The sequence below is a fragment of the Enterococcus italicus genome (assembly GCF_023743875.1).
Lineage (GTDB): Bacteria > Bacillota > Bacilli > Lactobacillales > Enterococcaceae > Enterococcus_G > Enterococcus_G italicus.
Genome location: NZ_JAMRVB010000001.1, coordinates 1942874 through 1965894 on the forward strand (window position 1 = coordinate 1942874; position 23021 = coordinate 1965894).

Here is a 23021-nt window from a genome sequence, read left to right on the forward strand (position 1 = left end):
CGGGGTGGCTAAATGTAAGAAATTTAGTGAAACGAGCAAGCTCCTATAACGAATATTTTCATAAAATGTATAAAAACAATGCAAAGAATAGTAAGATAGACTTACTAGATATAGAGTAGATTATTTTGGCTTTTACGTACTAGAAAAGCAAGACGATCTGCCTGAAATACATCGAATGAAAGAAGGGTCTGCATGAAATATTACGAAGCATTTTTGGAAAATATCAAGCTACGGCGCATTGTTGTGCTGCTTGTGCTGATTGGGGGAATCTATATTCTACGGAGCATGCTGACCTTATTGTTCCTAACCTTTATTTTTACTTTTTTGGCATATAAGTCCGTCAAAAAGCTTAAAAAGCTCATTCCCATTTCCTCGACCATTTTGGTTGTTGCTATTTATGGTCTGATTGTACTTGGCATGTACCTTGTTGTAACCAAATACGTTCCAATTGTGATAGATCAATCGATTTTGATGGTGGATTCTCTCGTACGCTTTTACCAACACAATCCGAAAAATTCCGATAGCTTTTTCCGAGCTGCGCATGAAGTAATCGATCAGTTTAATCTATTGGAATATTTGAAAAATCGGTTAACGATTGTTTTAGACTATATCCAAAGCTTTGGAAAAGTAACGATTGCCGCGATGATGGCTTTTATTCTGAGCTTTTTCTTTTTAATAGAAGAAAAGCGTACATTTGAGTTCTCACGCCTCTTTTTACACGGCGAGTTTGCTTGGTTTTTTCAAGATTTGCATTACTTTTTTGTCAAATTTTCCAACACGTTTGGCGTAGTGATTGAAGCCCAACTTTTTATTGCATTAATTAATACGGTTTTAACCTGCCTTGCGTTGGTTGCGATGAACTTTACACAGATTCCCAGTTTGGTGGTGATGATTTTTATTCTCAGTTTGATTCCCGTCGCAGGTGTGATTATTTCAACTATCCCATTATCGATTATCGCTTATTCGACAGGTGGCATGAATGATGTCGTTATTATTTTATTGGTTATTCTAGCGATACACCTCTTGGAATCGTATTTTTTGAATCCCAAATTAATGTCTAGCAAGACTGAAATTCCCATTTTCTTTACATTTGTCATCTTGCTCTTTAGTGAGCACTACTTTGGTGTTTGGGGCTTAGTGATGGGGATTCCAGTCTTCACCTTTATCTTTGATTTGTTAAAAATTAAAAATCCAGCTGGCCGTCTGACACCCAAGATGATGAAGTTTCCTCGGAAGAAAGAAGAATGATAACAAAAAGTCTCCTTGCTGAAACAGTTAGGGAGGCTTTTACACTTCTTGGAGCAGAAAGTAGACCCACAGAGTAAATACGTACAAGCTTTTATCATTTTGGGATGCCAAGCAACTTGACCCCCACTTTAAGTCGAAAATTTAACTTCTTGTCTAGCTAGCATACCAAATTGGAAGCCAATTTGGTTGGAATGCAATTCAGTTTCCCACTTGGAATGTTACGATTTCATTACAATGAAAAAGGCATGAGAATAAGTTTTCAATTCAATCTTTCTTATTTTTTATCAAAACAACAAAATTCTGTAACAATCTGTAAAGAAATTGCAATCAGGCATACACGCAACTTTTGTATAATTAATAAGGAAATCTCGTGAGCAGAGACAGGGGTAACAGAAAAGAAATGAAAAGTGGAAAGGTGTGGGCTAGAGTGAAAGGAAAAAAACTCGCGTTAGCTGCTGTGGCAGTGATCGGATTGAATACCTTTGTACCCTTACTAGCACAAGCGGAATCACTAGATGTGCTGGATCAACAAGAGCAGCAAGTTACCAAAGAAAGTGAGACCATCAGTGCCGAGGTACAACTCGCATTAACAGATGTGAATCAAACCTATGCAAAAGTAGAAAAGATTAAAAGTCAAATCAGTGAAAACGAGACTGAATTAGCCGATACAAATCAACAAATTACCGATAAAGAAGCAACGATTGCCAAGCGAAAAACCGTTATGGCCGAACGATTGCGCAACTTGCAAATGAGCGATGCAACAGATAGCAAGCTCGAGCTATTACTAAATGCCGATAGCATCCAAGATTTTGTGAACAGTGTCTATGCAATCAGCGTTATGCAAAGCTCTGAGAAAGCCACTGTTGAAAGCCTAAACAAAGACGTCAATCAGCTAGAGACGCTAAAAGCCAAAGCCGAAGCGACGCAAGAAACCTTAGAAGCCAATCAAGCAAGTTTGGAAACACAAGCTGCGACTTTACATACTAAGGTGAAAAACTTACAAACACAACTCGCTGAAAAACAAGGCGTCTTGCAGTCAATCGCCAATAGCAAAGCCGTCGAAACAGCTCGACTAAAAGCCGAATCCGAGCGTGCAGCCAAAGAAAAAGCAGAACAAGAAGCTGCCGAAAAAGCAGCCGCCGAAGCTGCGAAGAAAGAACAAGCACAAGCTGCAGCCAAAACAACTAGTGAAGCCACAACTGAAAGTAAGACAAGCAATAGTCAAACAACCAATAGTTCGACAAGTAGTTCATCTACCCAAGCAACTAGTAGTTCAAGTAGTACTTCCACCAGCACAACTAGCTCAAGCTCAGAACAAACGACAGAATCAAGCTCAACAACGAGCTCAACGAGTACCTCAAGTTCCAATAAAGTACTCTATATGCAATCAACCGCCTATTCTTATTCAGAAACAGGCTATAGCATCACCGCTAGTGGCTTAGATCTTCGTCAAAACCCAATGGCCGTGGCAGTCGATACGAGTGTTATTCCATTAGGTACCATGGTAGAAGTCGAAGGCTACGGGATTGCGATTGCTGCCGATACTGGTGGTGCCATTAGAGGCAATATCATCGACGTTCACTTTAATACCGTCGAGCAGTGCCGACAATGGGGCCGCCGTTATAATGTTAAAGTAACCATATTAGGATAATGTAAAAAAAGAGTAATCCAACCAAAAGTTGCGTTGCTCTTTTTATCCGCTGCTTTAAATAACAATTGAAATAATTCGTTATTTTATGAAAAAGATCAAATAAAGCGAAAAAAATTTTTGTTTAAAAAATATTGAAGAATAAAGGAAAAAGAGGATTAAGCCGAATGTTTTCATATTTTTTTCACAGTTTTTTATTTAAATAAGTGGTATTTCATGTTTTTTAATTGAAATTGTTTTGACTTATACTTTGCTATTCGGTAACATATATTTATTAGTGGGGAAAAGTACATTATTCACAAAAACCTAATATAGTAGGAGGAAAACCATCTCGATGAGTAGAGCAGTTACTAAGAGTTTCGGAGTGGGGATTATGGCTATCGGCGCTGCAGCTATTTGTATAGCTGGCTATCAATATAGTAAAGGCCAGCAAGTCAATCAGCAAGTCGCTTATGCAAAGTCATCCGTTACTAGCCAAAAAGCACAGCTCACAAGTGCAGAACAAACGATTCAAACATTCTATGTATCGCAAGAAAGTGGCATCTTAAGCGACAAAGTAACCGATGAAACAATTGACACAGTAACTAATCAATTAGGCGGTGTTCAGACGACAGCCGAAGCATTCGGTATTACCGAATCTCAACTGCCTACTGAAATAAAAAAACTAGATAAAACCAAAGAAAGACTCCTAAGCGAGATACAAGCAATCAAAGAAAAACGTAGCCTACAGACTAAAATTGATGCATTGTTCGAACAAGCTGTCAATTGGACGACTTACGCCGACCCAGCAGCGATCAACGAAAAGACTACTGCAACAGCTATTAGCGAACTAAAAGATAGTGTGAATGTCTTGTATAAAGATAGTTGGCAAACCTTGGCTAACCAGTACTTAGATGAAGCAACAAGTCAACGAACGACGATTGATACGATCCAAGCTGCCATCGATAAAATGTATCAAAATGGCACAGCAACTACGGAAGCTACTTATGATGCCTATGTTCCGTTAGCCTCAGATATTGATGCCGTCAAAAATCAAACCGTACGGCAAACCTTTGTTCAGACGTTAAACGCCATTAATGAACAAATGGGATTTGGGGCACCAGTTCAATAATGAATTCGAATAATCGGAGGAAGAAGCATGGCTGAAAAGCGAAGAAAAAAACATAAAAGTAGTAAACGTAGCATCTGGAAAAAAGTGATAATCACCATCATTGCTCTAGTAGGTGTACTCATTGTTGCAATCGGAATCGTTTTTGCAAAACTCTATTCTGATGTATCGAAATCGGCAAAAGCTACCTACGCCAGTGTCGAACGAACAGCCACAAGCGCCGATCGAGATAGTGAAGTCGACTTAAGCAAGAAGGAACCCTTTAGTGTACTCTTACTAGGTGTGGATACAGGAGCACTAGGTCGGACATATAAAGGCCGATCAGACTCGATGATGGTCGCGACTGTTAACCCAAATGACAATAAGACACTCTTAGTTAGTCTCGAGCGCGATACCTATGCGACAATCGTCGGCCATGGCACAGAAGATAAAATCAACCATGCCTATGCATTCGGTGGAGCGGGGATGTCGATGGATACAGTCTCCAACCTTCTAGATATTCCTATCGATCACTACATCGTCATTAATATGGAAGGCATCCAACAGTTGGTCGATGCAGTCGGCGGTGTGGATGTAGATAATACGTTGAAGTTTGATTACACCCAAGATGACGTGACGTATACCTATGATATCGGGAAAATTCATCTTGAAGGAATGAAAGCACTCGGATACCTACGCATGCGCTACGATGATCCAGAAGGTGACTATGGCCGTCAACGACGCCAACGCGAAGTCGTAACTGCCATTGCCAAAAAGGTTCTTTCATTAGACGGTGTGACGCAATATAAAGCCCTGCTTGATGCGATGGAAGACAATGTCTTGACTGACTTGACCTTTGATCAAATGAAACAAATCGCATTGGACTATCGGGATGCTTTTAAAACTATTGATACGCAACAATTAAAAGGTACCGGCTTTATGCAAGATGGCGTCTCTTACCAACGTGTGAGTGAGGAAGACTTGAAAGCAATGCAAGACCAATTAAAAACCGAATTAGAGATAAACCAATAGGAAAGTGGAGAAAAGATGGAGAAGACCTATACAGTAAAACAACTTTTAGATATGTTTAAAAAACATATCCAGCTGATTTTGACTTGCATGTTTGCCGGCTTAGCATTATCTGGTGTTGTGACATTCTTTATTATCACGCCAAAGTATAGCTCACAAGCACAATTAGTAGTGACACTGCCACAATCAGACAGTACCAATGTAAACGATGTAAATAGTAACCTACAAATGATCAATACCTACAAAGATTTTATTGTAAGTGATTTAGTATTAAATCAAGTACAGAGTCGCTTAAATACACAATATAAGATTGAAATGGAACCCAAAGAAATTGAGGATGCTGTTTCAGTTGAACAGAATCAAAATTCACAAATGTTTTCAATTATCGTAAAAAGTACCAAAGCTGTCGAAGCAGCACATATTGCGAATACTGTCGCAAAAACATTCCAGGACAATGCCAAAGATGTATTAAATGTAGATCGGATTACCATTATTTCTAACGCTGTGGCAGAGTCTGATCCCGTATCACCCAATAAAAAATTATTTTTGGCTGCAGGACTGATTTTAGGAGCATTAATAGGAATCATTGCCACACTGCTGATTGAATTAATGGACCGTACAGTCAAAGATGCAACATTCTTAACAGAAGAATTGGGCTTCACGTTATTAGGAACTGTACCTGAAATTTCAGATAAAGATATCGCAGTAAATATAAAAAAGACACGCAAGTTAGTGGACGGAGAATTAACTCAAGCTGCCACACAAAAAACAGAATCTTCTACGGAACCTAGACGTAGACGTTCACGAGTGTAGGAGGAGAAAAAATGGCAAAAAATAACAAACGCGGGACAGAAACTAAGCCAGTCAGTTTAATTACATTGATTGATCAGTCTTCTCCTATCTCAGAGCAATATCGAACGATTCGCACCAATATTCAATTTGCGTCGACAGTCGATCATGAGATTAAAACAATCGTAGTAACCTCATCAGGAGCTGGTGAAGGGAAATCGACTACTGCAGCGAATTTAGCCGTTGTCTTTGCAAATGCAGGTCAAAGGGTATTATTAGTCGATGCTGATTTGCGTAAGCCGACAGTGCATAAGACTTTCCATTTACAAAACAATGTAGGTTTTAGTAATTTGCTAAGTACCAAAGAAACAATGAGTAACGTTATCCAAGCATCAGTCGTTCCTAATCTATCGCTATTAACAAGTGGTCCGAAGCCACCAAATCCATCAGAATTATTGAGCACAGCTAGAATGGATCAATTAATCAGGGAATTAAGAGGGGCATTTGACTTAGTAATTTTTGATATGCCACCTATCGTTCAAGTGACCGATGCGCAAATCATGGCATCAAAAGTCGATGGCACGATATTAGTTGTCAGAGAAGACGTTTCGAGCAAAGACGCAGTCGTGAAAGCACAGAAATTACTTCAGATGGTCAATGCAAATATTTTGGGTGCAATTTACCATGGAACGAAAAACGCAGTGGACCAAGGATATTACTATTACGGGTCATAATTATAATTAGGAGAAGATGGGTATGATTGATTTACATTGCCATATTTTACCAGGCATCGATGATGGAGCGAAGACAGTAGAAGACAGTATTGCAATGGCTGAGAAGGCTATTAGTCAAGGAATCACACATATCTTGTGTACCCCTCATCATCTAAATGGAAAGTATACGAATTCAGCGAGCGAAGTGATTCCAAGAGTAGCTCATCTGCAGGAAGAATTTGATCAGAGAAATCTACCCATCACCCTACTTGAAGGGCAAGAAATTCGTATCAATGGATCATTAATGGATAAATTAGAGGAACATGATTTATTATTTACCGATCTAGACAATACGTATCTATTGATTGAATTTCCTACAATGGACGTACCAGCATATACGGAGCAATTGTTTTTTGAACTGATGAGCAAAGGACATATACCAGTTATTGTCCATCCTGAACGAAATGCCAAATTCCGTGAGGATCCCAATCGATTGATACCATTTCTTGATATGGGGGTCTTGACGCAATTAACGGCACCGAGTATTGTTGGTATTTTTGGCAAAGACATTCAAAAAACAGCCATGAGTATGATGGAAAGTAATATGTTACATATGGTAGCAAGTGATGCTCACGGTGTAAATACTCGTAATTTTTATTTAAAAGAAGCTTATGAAAAAATTGAAAAAGAATTTGGGAAAAGCCGAGTCCAAGCCATGCAACAAGTCACGAAGGATTTGGTCAATGGTGATCGACCTGTATTGCCAGAATATTCAGAAATACGAAAGAAAAGGTTTGGTTTATTCTAATGAATGAGGAGTTGGAGAAAATGGAATTGGATTTGGGGAAACCAGTTGAAACGAAGAGTAAATCAAATCAAATGGGAAAAAATATATTAACAAAAGCAGATATTAATACAGGAAAGCCTTTTCTACTCACCAAACGATTCATCGATGTGGTGGGAAGTAGTATAGGGCTTATTTTGACATCACCAATCATGGCATGGGCTATCTATCGTATCAAGAAAGAAGAGAAAGGCAGCCCAGTAATTTTTGCGCAAGAAAGAATAGGGAAAGACGGCAAGTCATTTACGATGTATAAATTCCGATCCATGTGTGTTGATGCGGAAGAACGCCTAGCAGAATTACTTGATCAAAATGAAATTGAAGGGGCAATGTTCAAAATTAAGGATGATCCAAGAGTGACAAAAATAGGCAAACTTCTAAGAAAAACAAGTATCGATGAACTTCCGCAACTCTGGAATGTGTTAAAAGGAGATATGAGCTTAATCGGACCTAGACCAGGATTATCCAGAGAATTAGTGGAATATGATGAGTACGATAGGCAACGCTTGTTGGTGAAACCTGGTTGCTCAGGATTATGGCAAGTGAGTGGCCGAAATGATGTTCACTTTAAAGGAATGGTTGATTTGGATGTAGAATACATCAAGCACCAATCATTGCTAAATGATATAAAAATAATTTTTAAAACAGTACTTGTAATGATTAAACCGAATGGAGCTTATTAAAGATGGTTGGATTGTTAGAAAATATTAATTTATTTTATGGAAATATGGATACCTTTGCAAATTTAATTCTGAATAATAAAGAGAAAAAAAAATATTTTGCTATCAATACTGACTGTTATAATATTACTGATCGTGATGAAGAATACAGGAATATATTAATTGATAATACAAATGTTATATACGTAGATGGTGCCGGTATTATTATGGGGCAAAAGATGACCAAAGGGAAAGTAGCTGAAGAGCGAATAGCTACAACTGATTTATTTATCGAATTATTGAATCATAGCAATCAACACAAAGTTTATTTACTTGGTGGTAGGAAAGGCACAGCCGAGAAAGTAATAGAGAATATGAAAGATAAATATCCTAAAGTTAACTTTGTAGGAAGTCATCACGGCTTTTTCGATAAGTCTAAATCAGAATGTGTTATAAATGATATAAATAAAAAAAAACCGGACATCTTATTTATAGGTTTTGGTTGTCCTAGTCAAGAAAAATGGGTTACTGACAATTTTGAGGATATTTTAGCAACTAATTTTGTCACATGTGGTGGATTATTTGACTACTATTCGGATAACGTTAAACGTGCTCCTTTATGGGTTCAAAAAGCTGGTTTAGAATGGTTTTTTAGATTTTTACAGGAACCACGGAGATTATTCAAAAGATATTTTTTTGGTAATACAATATTTCTATTAAAAATAATAAGACTCAAAATGAAAGGTAGAAAGCTGTAATTAGACTAATTTTAAATTATTTAGTTATTAAATTATAGCTTGATTAACTTTTTAAATGAAAAAGGAGAAAGCAAGGATATGATAAATGTTACTTTTGCTGTCAGAAGTATAGATATGGGAGGAGCGCAAAGAGTAACCTCAAGAATCGTTAACCAATTAGATTTAGATGATAAATTTACAATCACAATGTATTCATCAGAAAAATCAGAAAGTTTTTTTCCACTCAACATAACCCCAACGTTTCCTACAAAACCGATTAAGAGGGTTGACATGGTAGTTCACAGAGTTATTGAGAAAGCATCTTTTCTTTTTTTTAAAAAAAAGAAAAATACTTATCCAAGCTTAGGAAGAATTAAGGAGGATTTCTTTAATTATATTATTAATACAAAGCCTGACATAGTTGTTTTACAAGAGCAGTTTATACTTTTTATGGAAGATTTGAAAATAGAATTTCCTAATATTAAATTTATTTATTGGGCACATAATAATATTGATATGTTAAGAGAAAAGTATTTTTGTGAAACAGAACAATTGCTGTTGGATTCTTTTCAAAAATGTGATGCGGTAGTTTCTCTTACAGATTATGATGATAAAAAGATCTCGAACTTTACACAAAAATCGTATAGAATATATAATCCCTTGACAATGGATATTTCATCAGAACATTCAAAATTAGATAAAAAAATAATATCTTTTGTAGGGAGAATAGATATTCCGCACAAAGGAATAGATTATTTGGTAGAAATAGCAAGTATGATTCCTGCAGACTGGAAAATATCCATTGCAGGTAGTGGGAATTTTTTTTCAATGCATAAATTTCAAAAGTTAATAAATAAATATAATGCAAAAGATAAAATAATATATAAAGGGAAATTACAAGATAAGGACCTTTCAGAGCATTATTTAAATAGTTCAATTTTTATACATACATCAAGATGGGAAGGTTTTCCACTAGTTTTGATGGAGGCAATGAATTACGGATTACCCATAGTAGCTTTCAATAATACTGGGTCAAATGAGGCTTTGAGTTATGGAGAAATGGGACTGTTGATAAAAAATGGTGATAGGGATAGCATGGTTAAAGAAATTGTTAAGTTATCCAATAATCATAATTTACTTGAATCCCACCAAAAAAAATCTTTAAATCAAGTTCAAAATTTTTCAATTGAAAAAATTACCATTGAATGGAAAAATTTATTTACTACTATAATGAGTGATGCTGACTAAAGTTTTATCTTTTGGCGGAGAGGAAGCCTATGATATATTTATTTATATTTTTAATTTGTTGTATACTATTAGCTTTATCAAAATCCAGTGTTAATTCCGAAATCACCGAAAAAAATAATTCATTGACAAAATTCTCTCTTTTTATAACATTTCTTTTATTGTGGGGATTAGCAGCATTTCGATATAATGTTGGAATTGATTATAAAGTTTATTCGTTGGTGCATTTCCCAAGAGTTTTAGCCGGTGAAACTGGAGTCTGGGAGCCGCTAAGTACTTTATTAGTATATATTGGAAACTTTATATATGGATATGTGGGTATTTTTGCGTTAATTCATTTAATAATTCTCTCTTTTTTATTAGTTGCAATCTATGACAGTTCAGAAAATATTACTTTTTCAATGTCGCTTTTATTTTTAACTGGTTTTTTTAATATTTCATTGAACTTAATGAGGCAATCTATAGTAATTGCAATATTTCTTTTTAGCATCCAATATATTTTTAAAAGAGATTTTAAAAAATATTTGCTATTCATGATTATAGCCTTTTTATTTCATAAAACAGCTGTCTTTTATTTTCCCATGTACTTCCTTTACAATTTAAAGTTCAATACAAAAAGGTTATGTTTTATAGCTATTATGATATTACCAGTATCTTATCTATTAAATTTTTTACTGAATTTTTTAACTCAATATTTTGATGTATATAGAAACTATTGGGGATTAGTAGAAATGCAAGCATCCAACAGTACGAGTGGTACGTTGACTATTCTAAATATTTATATATTATTGATGTTTTTTTTAATTAGAAGTTTGTCGAGAAATATAACTGGAGAAATAAAGAAAAAGAGTGATTTATATATATATATACAATTGATTAGTTTAGTGGTAATTATTTTTTCCAATAATTTTTACCTCCCCAATTTTGATAGAATTTTACTTTTATTTACAGCAACTCAGATTATATCAATACCATTTTTCTTTAAGCAAAAATTTAACACATATTTTAAAGTGTTACTTTTTATTTTTACAATAATTATTTATTGTATTGTGTTCTATCAGTTATATTATTTAAAGAATACGACTGGTACATTCCCGTACCAAACATTTTTTTAGAAAATAATTTAAAAAGATTTATGAAATGGAAGAGCTAGTTTACGTCGTGATACCGACTTACAATCATAACGAAAAGGTTTTAAAAGAATATTTGATACATCGTTGCCTTGAAAGAGTGTGTAATCATTCCTAAAGCAATTTTTTCTACAGTAAAGGCATTCTGCAGACGTTTTTTAATTGGGACGGTTACTAACTAAACGAGTGAATTCGCGTAAATCACGAATTGATTTTTCTAGAATAAAGCTATTTCGCGCTATTTTCATATGGGAAAATTCAGCAATTCATTAACATTAATCTGATCTTCAAATAAATTAAAACTAGGAATCAAAAACTTGCCAGTACTTTCCATATAAACATCAAATTTTTTTTTCGACTAACTATTTTTTCAATGCCAGAATTTGGTTGGTGAATGGTGGGAAAATTTTTTTGGTAAATTGGTGTAAGTAAATATTTTTTAGTGGTAATGATGGTCGCAATAATGAATCGTTTGTGCACATCAATCCCACAGCAAATTTGAAAAAAACTTTCATCAATGACACCGCGCTTCTATAAAAGTAAGAGTGATAGGAACTATTTCATCGGGCGTTAACGAAACTGTGTTAAACAACGATTAATGTACGGGCTAGAATCCCACTCATTTGCGCTTGAAAAGATGAAAACAACACTTGTGAATATATTGCTTACAATTAGGAGAGAAAGTCTATATCTTATTCCTTCGTGTTTAGTAGTGTATCACCCTTACTTTTACTATAGAGTATAAGGGAATAAAAAAACGGTAATCCGCATCCGTTTTAATTATCATTTGACTTAAGTTGCGGAGCAAGTCAATACGGAGGTTAACATGATTCTATCTATTGTCTTACCTGTATACAATACCGAAATGTATATAAGAAGATGTATACAATCAATCTTAAATCAAGATTTAAAGAGTTTTGAAGTAATCGTAATTAATGATGGGTCTACCGATAATAGTTTAGAAATCATTAAAGAATTAGTTGGGGAAGACAATCGTTTTAAAGTCATTACCACATCTAATCAAGGACAAGCTAATGCTAGAAAAATGGGAATCGACATATCTAAAGGTCAGTATATCGGTTTTCTAGATAGCGATGATTTTATATCTCCAAATTACTTTTCAAGACATTTGGATAATATAGTCAAAGAGGAAGCAGACATATCAATTTTGGGATATAAACTCTATTACTCTTCTAATCAATCAATCAATATGTCAAATGAAAAAATCTATGAATCATACACTGGTGATGAGTTAAAGTACCAATGGATATCATCAGTGCAATTTAAAGGGTTCTTATGGGATAAAGTATTTAAAAGAGAATTATTTAATAATGTGATATATCAAACGGACTTTAATTTTATGGAAGATGTAGCAATTGGTAATTATTTATTTTTTAATGCTCAAAAAATAATTTATGATGGAACCCCTCTATATTATTACGTCCAAAGAACTGACAACAGTGTAGCGCAAGAGTACCAAAAAAATGATATAAAAGCATTAGAGTGTGTTTCATTTATGAAAAATTATGTAACAAATGATAAGTTGAAAACTGCGGTTGAAGATCGATATGCTTTAGTCGCGTTATCATTAATGGCTAGAATACGAGTGTCCAATAGGTATGAAAATGTTGCTTTGAATATACAAAGGCAATGTAAGAAGGTAAAATTTGATTTTTTTAAAAGCAAACTACCTTTTATTTATAAATTATTATTTTTTTTGTTAATAAAAGGGAAATATACAAAGAATGTGGATACCTTAAAAGATTCACTAATAAAATTTAAACAAACGATTAAACAGTATGTTAATTGAATTAAGAAATAATAAGTAAATACTCGTCGATTGTAAAATTAAGCTAGACAAATAAAAAAGTCATTTGTGCTACACTCAAGATAGTTCCCGCAAAAGAATTATAAGGAGTGAAGACAAATGACATATACCCTTCTTACATCAAATGAATTTGCAATGATAGAGGCGTATTATAATAATCATCAATCTGTAGCCAAAACCGCATTACTAATGAATAGATCTAGGCAAACGATTCATAAAGTTTACCAATTTTTCAAAACAAGGCACAATGCTCTAGATTATTTAAATCAATACAAGAAGAATAAAACTCGCTGTGGCAGACGTCCTATTGTTTTATCAGATGAACAAGCTGAATATGTTCAAAAGAGGGTTGATCAAGGTTGGACACCTGATGTGATTGTTGGCCGTACAGAGCTTTCTATTTCTTGTTCTATGCGTACACTTTATCGTATGTTTAATCAAGGCGTATTTGAAGTGACTCACTTACCTATGAAAGGAAAACATAAAGCCAACGGACACAAAGAAACTCGAGGAAATCAATCTTTTCGTCTATCACTTCGTGATAGAGAAAATGATTATTCTAAATTCAATCAAGAATTTGGCCACCTTGAAGGGGATACTATTGTAGGTAAAAAGCACAATAGTGCTCGTTGAGCGATTATCTAAAGTAATCATCACTCTTCAGTCAGAAGGCAGACGAGATATAGATATTGAAAATCATTTGAACCAGTGGATGAAATCTGTACCTAAGCATCTATTCAAATCAATGACTTTTGATTGTGGAAAGGAATTTTCAAATTGGAAATCAATCAGTAATATCAATGATATTGATATCTATTTTGCAGATCCTGGTACACCATCACAAAGAGGGTTAAATGAAAACTCTAATGGTTTATTACGTAAAGATGGTTTACCAAAGCAAATGGATTTCAACGAAGTTGATGAATCTTTTATTCAATCTATTGCATCGAAAAGAAATAATATCCCTCGAAAATCATTAAACTATAAAACACCAATAGAAGTATTCTTGAGTCACATAAGCAAAGAGTACTTGTCTAACTTAATTTTACAATTAATAATTAAAAAAAATAGTTGGAGTCTACTTTAAAATTGGGATACAGGGAAAATCTTTTTTAATAGAATGAAACAATGCAAGGGGTTTTTTTTATGAGAACAATGAAATCTAGAGTAAGAAATTTAATAATATCAAGAGTACCTGATTGTATGATTAAAAATTGGGTTACAGAAAAAATAATAAATAATTCGATTTTTATATTGGATCATGTTATTTTATTTGGATTGAAATTTAATATTAATAGAAGTAAGAGAGTAATGAGCGATCAAGAAAGTGAAAAAGTTTTAAAAAAATTTTATTTTAATGAGCAAGAGTATATCTATTTATCTAGAGGAAGAAACTGGCTAGATAGAAATCATTTTGATGTATCAATAATAATCCCTTGTTATAAAGTAGAAAGATATATTGAAAGGTGCTTAGAAAGTGTTTTTAAAATTGATAGCAAGTACAAAGTAGAAATTATTGTTATAAATGATGGATCTCCAGATAATACTTTAGCAATCATCGATAATATGAACTTACCCAATAATACTAAGGTTATTTCTCAAGATAACAGGGGCTTATCCGCTGCTAGAAACAAAGGAATTGAAGAAAGTTCTGGAAAATATATATTTTTCTTAGATTCAGACGATATTTTATATACTGAAAGCTTTAATAAAGCTATATCTACACTGAAATCAGGGGACTATGATTTGTTGGATGCACCATATGTGAGTTTTAATGGTTTAAAAAAACAACTACTTAATTATGAATCAGTAGATGTTGAAGAATTCTTTCAGGAGTATAATTTTGAATTAACAAACGCCTATGCATGGGGAAAATTTTTTAGAAGAGAATTATGGCTAGAGACAGAATTCCCAATAAATTACTGGTTTGAAGATACACACTTACTTTATTCTATATTTCCAAATGTTAAGAGATATAAAAAAGTCCAGAGTCCACTTGTAGAGTATTACATTAATGAAAATGGAATTACAAAACAAGCAGATAATAACATGAAGTCATTGGATACGTTATATATTTTAGAATATTTATTAGCTGAGGTAAGAAATAAAAATTTATTAAATAATAAGATTAAAGAAATATCATTGGTACAAATGTCTTCATTATTGTTTAGAAGGATAAGATTTTTAGATGAAGACGTACAGCAAGCAGCTTTTATTAGAGCATGCTATTACTTTGAGAAATATGAATTAAATGGTGTATATGAAGAAAAACTATTAAATAGACTAAATCAATCATTTGTTAAAAGAGATTATCGAAGTTGGAAATTATTGAGTAAAATCATTTAGTAGAAATGTTTATGAAAAGTATGATCAAAACTAATATTTTCATAAAATATTAAAAAAATTCAAGTAATTATTATCTTATCAATCTTAATTTGTTTTGATTCTATAACTTATCCAGTATTTAAGAGATTTATAAGATGGATTAACATAATCTCTTAGATTATTCAAGTGATAAAATATACGAAATAAGTTGTCTGTTTTACAGACTCGTTTGTCCCATCTGTATAGTGAATAATGATTTTACAGTAGCTGTATTCAACTGTTTAAGATGTGTATTAAATAATTCTTAAAATGATAACCACAGTTGTTTTGTTTTTAGTTAATTCCATAATCCAGTGTAAAATATTATACAATCTATCATTAACTCCTATTGTTTAAACTTAATATACTTTCAAGGTGAACTAATCCAGTCATCATGGAGGTCTAAAAGGATAGCCCCAATTAATCGATTAGCTGAAGCGCGGTTCAGAAAGATACGAATAATCATTTTTCTTCTGCATACTTCTAGGCTCAGTCTTTCAAGAAGGTTCGTGCTTTTTAGTCGATTATGAGCATTTACTATAACTGTGTATTGAAAGGTATCTTCGAAGCCATTATCAAATGTTTCGCAAGCTTTTGTATCTTTGGATTAATCAATATATTCATCAATTAATGTATTCTTTCCTCTTTTAGCAAGTTCAATATTCGTAAAATTAAATAAGGCTTTTACATCTTCTCTAAAGGGTTTAGAATTTTTCTTTGGAATGGTGCTTAAAATATTCTTTAAGAAATGAACTTCGCATCTCTGTCAAATTGCGTTGGTAAAAGACTTACGAATTGCAGACACTATTCCTTTATGGGCAACAGAAATGATGAATTCTATCCCCTTTAGTCCACGGTCTTTTAAGCAATCAAAAAAGGTGGACCATGTGTCATCACTTTCTTCATTTTGAATCATGAAATCAATGATATCACAATTGTCATCTTCTGTTATCTCAATCGTAATATGACAGCTTTTAGAAAATACTCGATGATTCTCACGAACTCTTATATAGAGAACATCTGTCATCAGATAAGGATAATTGGTACCTGAGAGTGAACGATTCTGCCATTCATTGCGCTGATACTGCTCAAACATCGTTAAATTACTGTCACGTGTTATAGGTGCTTTTAATTCAAGTGTACCGATACGAGCCCTAAAGTCTCGCTCATAGTAGCCGTTTCTTTGGCTTTGACGGTTTTCTAATCGTTCATAGTCTTCGGATTGAATGTATTTTGTTTGCTGGTTTTCCATCAATTGGTTAAAAAAGTGGTTAAAAATTTTTCCAGAAATCATTTTTTACCGAATGGTCAATAATACTTTGAACCTCTAAGTTGGACAGTGTAAAATTTACTTGGGTCATGTCAAGTTCTCCTGAGTATGTTTTTTGTGGTTAAAAACATTATACAGTAAAATGGCGTTTACATGACCCTTAACCTTTACACAATTATATAGACTTTATCAATAAAGAAATGGAGTTACTTCAAGTGAAGATAGTAAAAAATTATTTATATACTATGTCGTATCAAATATTTATTTTTTTGGTTCCAGTTATCACTATACCTTATATTTCAAGAACGATAGGCACTGATGGCATAGGTCTCAATGCTTATACTAGTTCGATAATTTCTTACTTTACATTGCTAGCAAATTATGGATTATCTTTATATGGTAGCCGTACAATTGCATTTTATCGTGATGAGAAATATCAAATGTCAAAAAAATTTTGGGAGATAGTAATTGCAAAAATAATTATGATGGCTATATCTTTAATTTTCTTTTTTATTTATTTATCAATAATTAGTGAATATAGATATATACTTCTATTGCAGGGAATACAAATTTTGGCTACGGGTATAGATGTTTCTTGGTTTTTTATTGGTATAGAAGATTTTAAAAGCACAGTTACGAGAAATTTTATTGTCAGAATTATATCGGTTGTTATTATTTTTTTGTTAGTTCATGATTCCCAAGACTTAGCTAAATATATTTTAATTGTGAGTGGATCTAGCTTTATTGGCAATTTAACGCTGTGGCCATATACTAAACAGAAAATATTTAGAATTGATCTAAAGATTGTAGATTTTTTTTCAGTCTTAATTGCAGGAGGTTCACTATTTTTGCCTGCATTAACTGCAACATTGTTTATAAGTTTTAATCGAATTCTGTTAGGAAGCCTCTCTACATTTACCCAAACAAGTTTTTTTGATAATTCGGATAAAGTAATACGGATATTTTTATCGCTGCTGACTGCCGTAGGAACTGTAATTTTCCCAAGGATTGCTAATCACTTTAAAAAGGGAGAGTTGTACCAAATGAATAGATACATTGAAATCTCAGTATCTCTAGTTTCTTGTTTATCTTTTCCAATTGTTTTTGGGATAATTTTAGTTTCTGATTCTTTTTCGAGACTATTTTATGGTACAAATTTTGCTGGAATTAATATAGTTCTATCAATCTTATCAATTGAGCTTATATTTATGGGGTGGAGTCAACTTATTGGTCAACAGTACATGATAGTAATTGGAAAAGCTAAAGAGTTAACAATATCAATGCTAAGCTCTTTTTTGATATGTAGTATTGCTGCTTTTTTTTTAATTCCTCACTATGGTGCAGCAGCCTCTGCAGTTATATCCGTGATTGGAGAAGCTTTAATGTTCTTAATTCAAATTTATGTGGTTCGTAAATATATCAATATCTTGAACTTGTTCAAAGAAGTTTGGAAATATATGTTAGCATCAAGTGTTATGTTTGTATTCTGTTTATTCTTGAAAGGCAAGTTTCATTTTTATTCGGATGTTTTCCAGATATTATTAATTGGATTTAGTGGAGTTGCGGTATACATACCAGCACTTTTGCTTCTAAAGCCGAAATCGATTAAAACTTTATGGGAATTAACAAGGAGAGTAAGCAAATGATACCTAAAAAAATTCATCAAATTTACTTGCAAGGATTTGATTCACTAGATCCTGATTATGTAGAATTAATAATAAAAATGAAAGAAATCAACCCTGAGTGGACATATAAAATATATAGTGAGAAGGATATTATGCTATATATTAAAGAAAATTTTGATTCTAATATTTTAGAGAGTTATAAAAAAATCAATCCCATATATCCAGCTGCAAGAGCAGATTTTTTTAGATATTTAATTTTGTATAATGAAGGGGGGTTCTATATTGATGTTAAAAGCTTTCCATCAAAGCCACTTGATAGCATCATCTCCGACGAAGACAAATTCATAGTTTGTCAATGGGATAGAGAAATATATCCAACATATGGACTACATAAAGAAATAGATTATGTTGAAAATGGTGAATATCAACAATGGAATATAATGTGTGAAAAAAAATCTCCTATAATGAGAGATGTTATAAACGGAGTTGTTTATAATATAAATAACTACAGTATATTTAAACAAGGGGTTGCAAGAAAAGGTGTTCTAAGAACAACAGGACCTATAGTTTTTACAGAAAAAGTATACGAGTATAGGAGAGATGAGGGAGTTAAAATTTTTAGCTCTAATATGGAACCAGGAATAGTATATAGCATGAAAAATCATCTACTCGCTAATCATTATTCAAATATAAATTTACCAGTCATAAAAGGGAATATTTTCGAAGAAATTATTTCTCGTTTACTCATATCTCCATTAAAAAAAATCAAAAATCTTTTTCATTAACGAAAGAAATATTTAATTAGATATTTTTTTGAATTGGTAGATAATAATCTAGAATAGTTGAAACTTCGGAGTACAGTACAATGTTATGAACTATAAAAGTTATTTTAAAGATGGATGCTTTCGCTAGAACGAAGTAAATCATAGTAGTTAGTAATGATAAGTAAACAGATAAATATTAAATACATTCCTCTTATATTTAATAGTAAAGGGAATCGTTAATTGATATTCCTTTTCGTTACTATTTAAATAAAAGAGCGAAGAGAATTGCAATGGAGGTAAACAAATGAAAAAAGTACGTAAAGCAATTATACCAGCAGCGGGTTTGGGGACTCGTTTTTTACCAGCGACAAAGGCGATTGCCAAAGAAATGTTGCCAATCGTTGATAAGCCAACGATTCAATTTATTGTCGAAGAGGCATTGGCTTCTGGTATTGAAGATATTTTGATTGTGACAGGTAAAGGGAAGCGTCCGATTGAGGATCATTTTGATTCAAACTTTGAATTGGAACAAAATTTATCTTCAAAAGGTAAGGCTGAGTTATTAAAAATTGTAGAGGAAACGACTGGAATTAATTTGCATTTCATTCGTCAAAAACGTCCGCTAGGTTTGGGGCATGCGGTGTTACAAGCGAAGGCATTTGTGGGTGATGAGCCGTTTGTTGTGATGCTTGGTGACGATATTATGCAAGATAGAGATCCGTTGACGAAACAATTGATTGATTGCTATGACAAGACGACGGCTTCGACGCTTGCTGTGATGAGTGTGCCTCAGGAGGAGACGTCAAAGTATGGTATCATTGATCCTGAAGAGCATGTGGGGAATGGTCTGTATAGCGTGAAGCGGTTTGTGGAGAAACCAAAGGCGGAAGAGGCGCCAAGTAATCTGGCTATTATTGGTCGTTACTTGCTTCGTCCAGAAATTTTCGATATTTTAGAAAACCAAGCGCCTGGTGCTGGTGGAGAAATCCAGTTGACAGATGCTATCGATACATTGAATCAAACGCAACGGGTGTTTGCTCATGAGTTTAAGGGCAAGCGCTACGATGTGGGTGATAAGCTTGGGATGTTAGAAGCGAATATTGAGTTTGGCTTGAAGCATCCAGATACCAAGGATGGCTTGAAGACGTATCTAAAAGAGCTCGTTGCAAAAATGAAGTAGAATGGAAAGCTGCCTGATAAGGGCAGTTTTTTTGAGAGTGAATGATAGCGGTTACTTATAGAGACTTTAGAGTCGTTCATTCTGTTGTGCTATATTAGAGGCAAATGACGAGTTAAGAAGGGAGAAGATCAGATGAAGTGGGAAAAGTTATTTACCACACAAATTGTAGAGAGAGGATACGAGTATTACTGTGAAGGGATGGTTGACTCATTTGAGGTGACAGTTGAGGGGATTCATGGGCTGGTCATGGGTTCTGAAGAGTATGATGTGTCAATTTCCTTGGTGGAAGGGGATGTGGATGAGATGTCTTGCTCCTGTCCGTATGCTCGTGGTGGCAAGCACTGTAAGCATATGGCGGCGGTGTTGTTTGCTTGGTCGAGTCAGACGGGTGAGCTTGAGCGTACGTCGAAGTGGCGGATTGATAATGATGAGGACTTTCAGAGTCGATTGGCAGAAATAGATGGTCTGGTTGAGGAGGCGGATAGTGAGACGGTTCGTTCTTTTTTAAAGGGCGTATTAGCGGCGGATGAACGCTGGTATCATCGGTTTTGTCAGACGGTGAAGCAGGTGGATGACGAGGATGAGTTACTGGACTATCGGTTGATCCTAGATGCGCTTGTCCATGAGTATGCTGGGGATGATGGGTTTATTGATTATAAGGAAGCGGGTGACTTTGCTATCGAGTTGCACGATATCCTTGATTAGGATGTCGCTGAGTTGATCGAAAAAGGGAAGTATCGGCTTGCGTTTGCTGTGGTGAATCACTTGCTTTTTGTGCTGAATGATCTTGCTATCGATGATTCTGGTGGCGAGATTGATATGGTGGCTGACACCATCTATGAGACGTGGGGGCGCTTGCTTCTTAATGTGAATCTGTAAGTGAAGCAAGAGATGTTCGATTGGTTTGTAGGGCAGTTGGATGGCCGATTGGAGGATCATCTGGAGGAGTATGTCGTGCAGATTTTGATTAATGAGTTTAATGAGGGGGCTTTTCGTCAGGAAAGATCACGGTTATTCAAAGAGAGATTGGCACGAATGGATGCCATCGTTGACCAGTGGATGAGAGAATACATGGGTGGCGAGTGGGCGTTGCAGGTCTTTGCATTATTGAGTAGGGATGAGAGCAACGAGCAAGAGCTAAAAGAGATGTGTCAGAAATACTGGAATCTGGCAGCGGTGAGAAGGGTTGCGGTCGAGGAGTGCATGGGGCGTAAGGATTATGCGCTGGCGCTGGCAATCTTGGATGAGTCATTGGAATTGGATCGTGAAATGCCTGGTTTGGTAGTCAACTATAGTCAGCAAAAGAAAGAGATTTATTTGCTGACTGGTGACAAGGTGTCATACGTGAAGCAGCTCTGGGCGTTAGTGCTGGAACATGACCGTGGGGACTTTGCTAGTTATTAGGAGCTAAAGGAGCAGTATACGGCTGAGGAATGGGTACATGAGCGTGAGAAGATTTTCGAGCAGTTGCCTGACTCACATCAAGTGGCTAGGATCTATCAGGCGGAAGGGCTAAAGGATCGCCTACTAGCATATGTGGTCAATAGTCCAGGTCTATTTGAGCTTCAAGCGTTCGAGGATGACTTAAAGGAGGAGTATCCGCGCGAGCTATTAGCGAAGTACCGACAGGAGCTTGAGAATTCAGCGGTCGTGACGAGTAATCGGAAGTAATATGCAGAGTATGCTAGCATCTTACGGCACATGTAGCAATTACGTGGTGGAGCGGCAGAAGTGGCGATGATTGCGGATGACTGGTGGAAGACATATCGGAATCGGCGGGCGATGATGGAAGAGATAGGGAAGGTGTAGGGAACTTTATTTTGTTAGTCTCAGATTAGGTTGTGTTTGGAAACTAGAAAAATAATCGGTTATAATAGTTCAAAAACGATTGGAGTATTAACTATGGCAAACCTAAGAAGATATGAGCTAACCGATGAACAGTAGCATCAAATTGAACATCTGTTTCCCCCGTACCGTATAGGCCGCCCCTTTAAATATTCGAATCGCGAAATTTTCAATGCAATCCTCTGGATTGTTCACAGCGGCGCACCCTGGCGTGATTTGCCAGAAAACCAGTACGGTTCATGGAAAACAATTTATTCACGCTTCTGTGGGTGGCGCGACAGCGGGCTATTAGCCGAAATCTTCCAATCGTTGACTGTTTATTTAGATTTTGAAAATCTAAGTATCGATTCTAATTCTGTCCGAGCACATCAGCACAGTTCTGGCGCTAAAAAAACGCAATCGGATCAGAAGTAAACCAGCATATCGGCACGAGCCGTGGCGGAAAAACAACGAAATTATACACAATCGTTGACGGTCTGGGAAATCCTATCGCCTTTCTGATGACTGGCGGACAAACACATGATTCCGTTCCAGCAATTGACTTGTTGAAACAAATTGATGTGAGTGAAAGCAACATTCTTGGGGATAAAGCCTATGGCGCACAGACAATCAGAGAGTGGATCACGGCTCAAGGCGGAAACTACACAATACCGCCTAAAAAAAGTGCATCAAACCCCTGGAGTGCCGACTGGCACTTGTATAAAGAACGTCATTTAATGGAATGTTTTTCAGTAAGCTCAAATATTTTAGAAGAATTGCCACCCGCTATGACAAGCTGGCAAAAACATTTCTAACATTCGTACATGTCGCTTCAATTTTAAAATTGACCCAGTGAATAGTTTCAAGATACAACCTAGGAACTTCCGAATTAGGCATCATATTGTGAAGCAGAAAAATTTTTTAAAGAATCTGTTCTATTGATTAATCGACTAAAAATGATAAAAAAACTAATTCACGTTAATGTGATTAGTTTTTTTTATTGTAGTTACATAGAGTACTTTTCATTTGTTCAATTG

20 protein-coding genes and 3 pseudogenes are annotated in these 23021 nt (G+C 34.8%); 22 read left to right on the forward strand and 1 reads right to left on the reverse strand.

Annotated features, from left to right (window positions below; genetic code table 11):
* Nucleotides 1-192: 192 nt before the first annotated feature.
* The 14 genes and pseudogenes from NE257_RS09540 to NE257_RS09605 all read left to right on the forward strand — a co-directional run bounded on the left by NE257_RS09540 (nt 193) and on the right by NE257_RS09605 (nt 15303).
* Nucleotides 193-1248, forward strand: a complete 1056-nt coding sequence (locus NE257_RS09540) for an AI-2E family transporter (protein WP_251886314.1) — start codon at nt 193-195, stop codon at nt 1246-1248.
* Between the two features lie 427 nt (nt 1249-1675).
* Nucleotides 1676-2899 carry a 3D domain-containing protein gene (locus NE257_RS09545; protein ID WP_420871129.1) on the forward strand — a complete coding sequence of 408 codons (1224 nt, stop codon included), beginning with the start codon at nt 1676-1678 and terminating at the stop codon, nt 2897-2899.
* 331 nt (nt 2900-3230) lie between these two features.
* Nucleotides 3231-4007 (forward strand): hypothetical protein, encoded by a 777-nt coding sequence (locus NE257_RS09550; protein WP_251886316.1) that lies wholly within the window; start codon nt 3231-3233, stop codon nt 4005-4007.
* Between the two features lie 27 nt (nt 4008-4034).
* A complete protein-coding gene (locus NE257_RS09555; RefSeq protein WP_251886317.1) occupies nt 4035-5015 on the forward strand; it encodes an LCP family glycopolymer transferase in 981 nt (326 codons plus the stop codon).
* Between the two features lie 15 nt (nt 5016-5030).
* Nucleotides 5031-5825 carry a YveK family protein gene (locus NE257_RS09560; RefSeq protein ID WP_251886318.1) on the forward strand — a complete coding sequence of 265 codons (795 nt, stop codon included), beginning with the start codon at nt 5031-5033 and terminating at the stop codon, nt 5823-5825.
* 11 nt (nt 5826-5836) lie between these two features.
* Nucleotides 5837-6535, forward strand: coding sequence for a CpsD/CapB family tyrosine-protein kinase (locus tag NE257_RS09565; protein WP_251886319.1), 699 nt, complete (start codon nt 5837-5839; stop codon nt 6533-6535).
* Nucleotides 6536-6557: 22 nt separating this feature from the next.
* The gene (locus NE257_RS09570) at nt 6558-7322 is read left to right on the forward strand and encodes a tyrosine-protein phosphatase (RefSeq protein WP_251886320.1); all 765 of its coding nucleotides are present in this window, start codon (nt 6558-6560) and stop codon (nt 7320-7322) included.
* Between the two features lie 71 nt (nt 7323-7393).
* Complete coding sequence (locus tag NE257_RS09575; RefSeq protein WP_251886468.1) at nt 7394-8041, forward strand: sugar transferase; 648 nt, start codon at nt 7394-7396, stop codon at nt 8039-8041.
* 2 nt (nt 8042-8043) lie between these two features.
* Entirely contained in the window at nt 8044-8775 is a 732-nt protein-coding gene (locus NE257_RS09580) for a WecB/TagA/CpsF family glycosyltransferase (RefSeq protein WP_251886321.1), read from the forward strand.
* A 78-nt stretch (nt 8776-8853) separates the two neighbouring features.
* Entirely contained in the window at nt 8854-10002 is a 1149-nt protein-coding gene (locus NE257_RS09585) for a glycosyltransferase (RefSeq protein ID WP_251886322.1), read from the forward strand.
* Between the two features lie 29 nt (nt 10003-10031).
* Nucleotides 10032-11114 carry an EpsG family protein gene (locus tag NE257_RS09590; protein WP_251886323.1) on the forward strand — a complete coding sequence of 361 codons (1083 nt, stop codon included), beginning with the start codon at nt 10032-10034 and terminating at the stop codon, nt 11112-11114.
* 841 nt (nt 11115-11955) lie between these two features.
* Nucleotides 11956-12939 carry a glycosyltransferase family 2 protein gene (locus NE257_RS09595; protein WP_251886324.1) on the forward strand — a complete coding sequence of 328 codons (984 nt, stop codon included), beginning with the start codon at nt 11956-11958 and terminating at the stop codon, nt 12937-12939.
* A gap of 117 nt (nt 12940-13056) precedes the next feature.
* Nucleotides 13057-14044: pseudogene (locus tag NE257_RS09600) on the forward strand (IS30 family transposase).
* Between the two features lie 59 nt (nt 14045-14103).
* Nucleotides 14104-15303 carry a glycosyltransferase family 2 protein gene (locus NE257_RS09605; protein ID WP_251886325.1) on the forward strand — a complete coding sequence of 400 codons (1200 nt, stop codon included), beginning with the start codon at nt 14104-14106 and terminating at the stop codon, nt 15301-15303.
* Nucleotides 15304-15691: 388 nt separating this feature from the next.
* Here NE257_RS09605 and NE257_RS09610 read toward each other — a convergent pair.
* Nucleotides 15692-16682, reverse strand: a pseudogene (locus NE257_RS09610) (IS256 family transposase).
* 124 nt (nt 16683-16806) lie between these two features.
* Between NE257_RS09610 and NE257_RS09615 the strand changes: the two are divergent.
* The 8 genes and pseudogenes from NE257_RS09615 (at nt 16807) to NE257_RS09650 (ending at nt 22840) form a co-directional block, all read left to right on the forward strand.
* Nucleotides 16807-18237: an oligosaccharide flippase family protein gene (locus NE257_RS09615; protein WP_251886326.1), complete on the forward strand. Its 1431-nt coding sequence runs from the start codon at nt 16807-16809 to the stop codon at nt 18235-18237.
* A complete protein-coding gene (locus NE257_RS09620; protein ID WP_251886327.1) occupies nt 18234-19001 on the forward strand; it encodes a glycosyltransferase family 32 protein in 768 nt (255 codons plus the stop codon). The genes NE257_RS09615 and NE257_RS09620 overlap by 4 nt, the downstream gene beginning before the upstream one ends.
* Before the next feature lie 283 nt (nt 19002-19284).
* Nucleotides 19285-20160, forward strand: a complete 876-nt coding sequence (gene galU, locus NE257_RS09625) for a UTP--glucose-1-phosphate uridylyltransferase GalU (protein WP_251886328.1) — start codon at nt 19285-19287, stop codon at nt 20158-20160.
* Nucleotides 20161-20292: 132 nt separating this feature from the next.
* Nucleotides 20293-20865, forward strand: a complete 573-nt coding sequence (locus NE257_RS09630) for an SWIM zinc finger family protein (protein ID WP_251886329.1) — start codon at nt 20293-20295, stop codon at nt 20863-20865.
* A gap of 12 nt (nt 20866-20877) precedes the next feature.
* A complete protein-coding gene (locus tag NE257_RS09635; protein WP_251886330.1) occupies nt 20878-21039 on the forward strand; it encodes a hypothetical protein in 162 nt (53 codons plus the stop codon).
* Between the two features lie 12 nt (nt 21040-21051).
* Complete coding sequence (locus NE257_RS09640) at nt 21052-21564, forward strand: hypothetical protein (protein WP_251886331.1); 513 nt, start codon at nt 21052-21054, stop codon at nt 21562-21564.
* Nucleotides 21565-21645: 81 nt separating this feature from the next.
* On the forward strand, nt 21646-21831 hold the full coding sequence (locus NE257_RS09645; protein ID WP_251886332.1) for a hypothetical protein: 186 nt from the start codon (nt 21646-21648) through the stop codon (nt 21829-21831).
* 279 nt (nt 21832-22110) lie between these two features.
* Nucleotides 22111-22840 (forward strand): annotated as a pseudogene (locus tag NE257_RS09650) (IS5 family transposase).
* Nucleotides 22841-23021: the final 181 nt, after the last annotated feature.

Coding starts and splice junctions, on each gene's coding strand:
- NE257_RS09585 (WP_251886322.1), top strand. CDS start 8,854: ATGATAAATGTTACTTTTGCTGTCAGAAGTATAGATATGGGAGGAGCG.
- NE257_RS09570 (WP_251886320.1), top strand. CDS start 6,558: ATGATTGATTTACATTGCCATATTTTACCAGGCATCGATGATGGAGCG.
- NE257_RS09560 (WP_251886318.1), top strand. CDS start 5,031: ATGGAGAAGACCTATACAGTAAAACAACTTTTAGATATGTTTAAAAAA.
- NE257_RS09580 (WP_251886321.1), top strand. CDS start 8,044: ATGGTTGGATTGTTAGAAAATATTAATTTATTTTATGGAAATATGGAT.
- NE257_RS09605 (WP_251886325.1), top strand. CDS start 14,104: ATGAGAACAATGAAATCTAGAGTAAGAAATTTAATAATATCAAGAGTA.
- NE257_RS09555 (WP_251886317.1), top strand. CDS start 4,035: ATGGCTGAAAAGCGAAGAAAAAAACATAAAAGTAGTAAACGTAGCATC.
- NE257_RS09575 (WP_251886468.1), top strand. CDS start 7,394: ATGGGAAAAAATATATTAACAAAAGCAGATATTAATACAGGAAAGCCT.
- NE257_RS09595 (WP_251886324.1), top strand. CDS start 11,956: ATGATTCTATCTATTGTCTTACCTGTATACAATACCGAAATGTATATA.
- NE257_RS09590 (WP_251886323.1), top strand. CDS start 10,032: ATGATATATTTATTTATATTTTTAATTTGTTGTATACTATTAGCTTTA.
- NE257_RS09630 (WP_251886329.1), top strand. CDS start 20,293: ATGAAGTGGGAAAAGTTATTTACCACACAAATTGTAGAGAGAGGATAC.
- galU (WP_251886328.1), top strand. CDS start 19,285: ATGAAAAAAGTACGTAAAGCAATTATACCAGCAGCGGGTTTGGGGACT.
- NE257_RS09550 (WP_251886316.1), top strand. CDS start 3,231: ATGAGTAGAGCAGTTACTAAGAGTTTCGGAGTGGGGATTATGGCTATC.
- NE257_RS09565 (WP_251886319.1), top strand. CDS start 5,837: ATGGCAAAAAATAACAAACGCGGGACAGAAACTAAGCCAGTCAGTTTA.
- NE257_RS09540 (WP_251886314.1), top strand. CDS start 193: ATGAAATATTACGAAGCATTTTTGGAAAATATCAAGCTACGGCGCATT.
- NE257_RS09640 (WP_251886331.1), top strand. CDS start 21,052: ATGTTCGATTGGTTTGTAGGGCAGTTGGATGGCCGATTGGAGGATCAT.
- NE257_RS09620 (WP_251886327.1), top strand. CDS start 18,234: ATGATACCTAAAAAAATTCATCAAATTTACTTGCAAGGATTTGATTCA.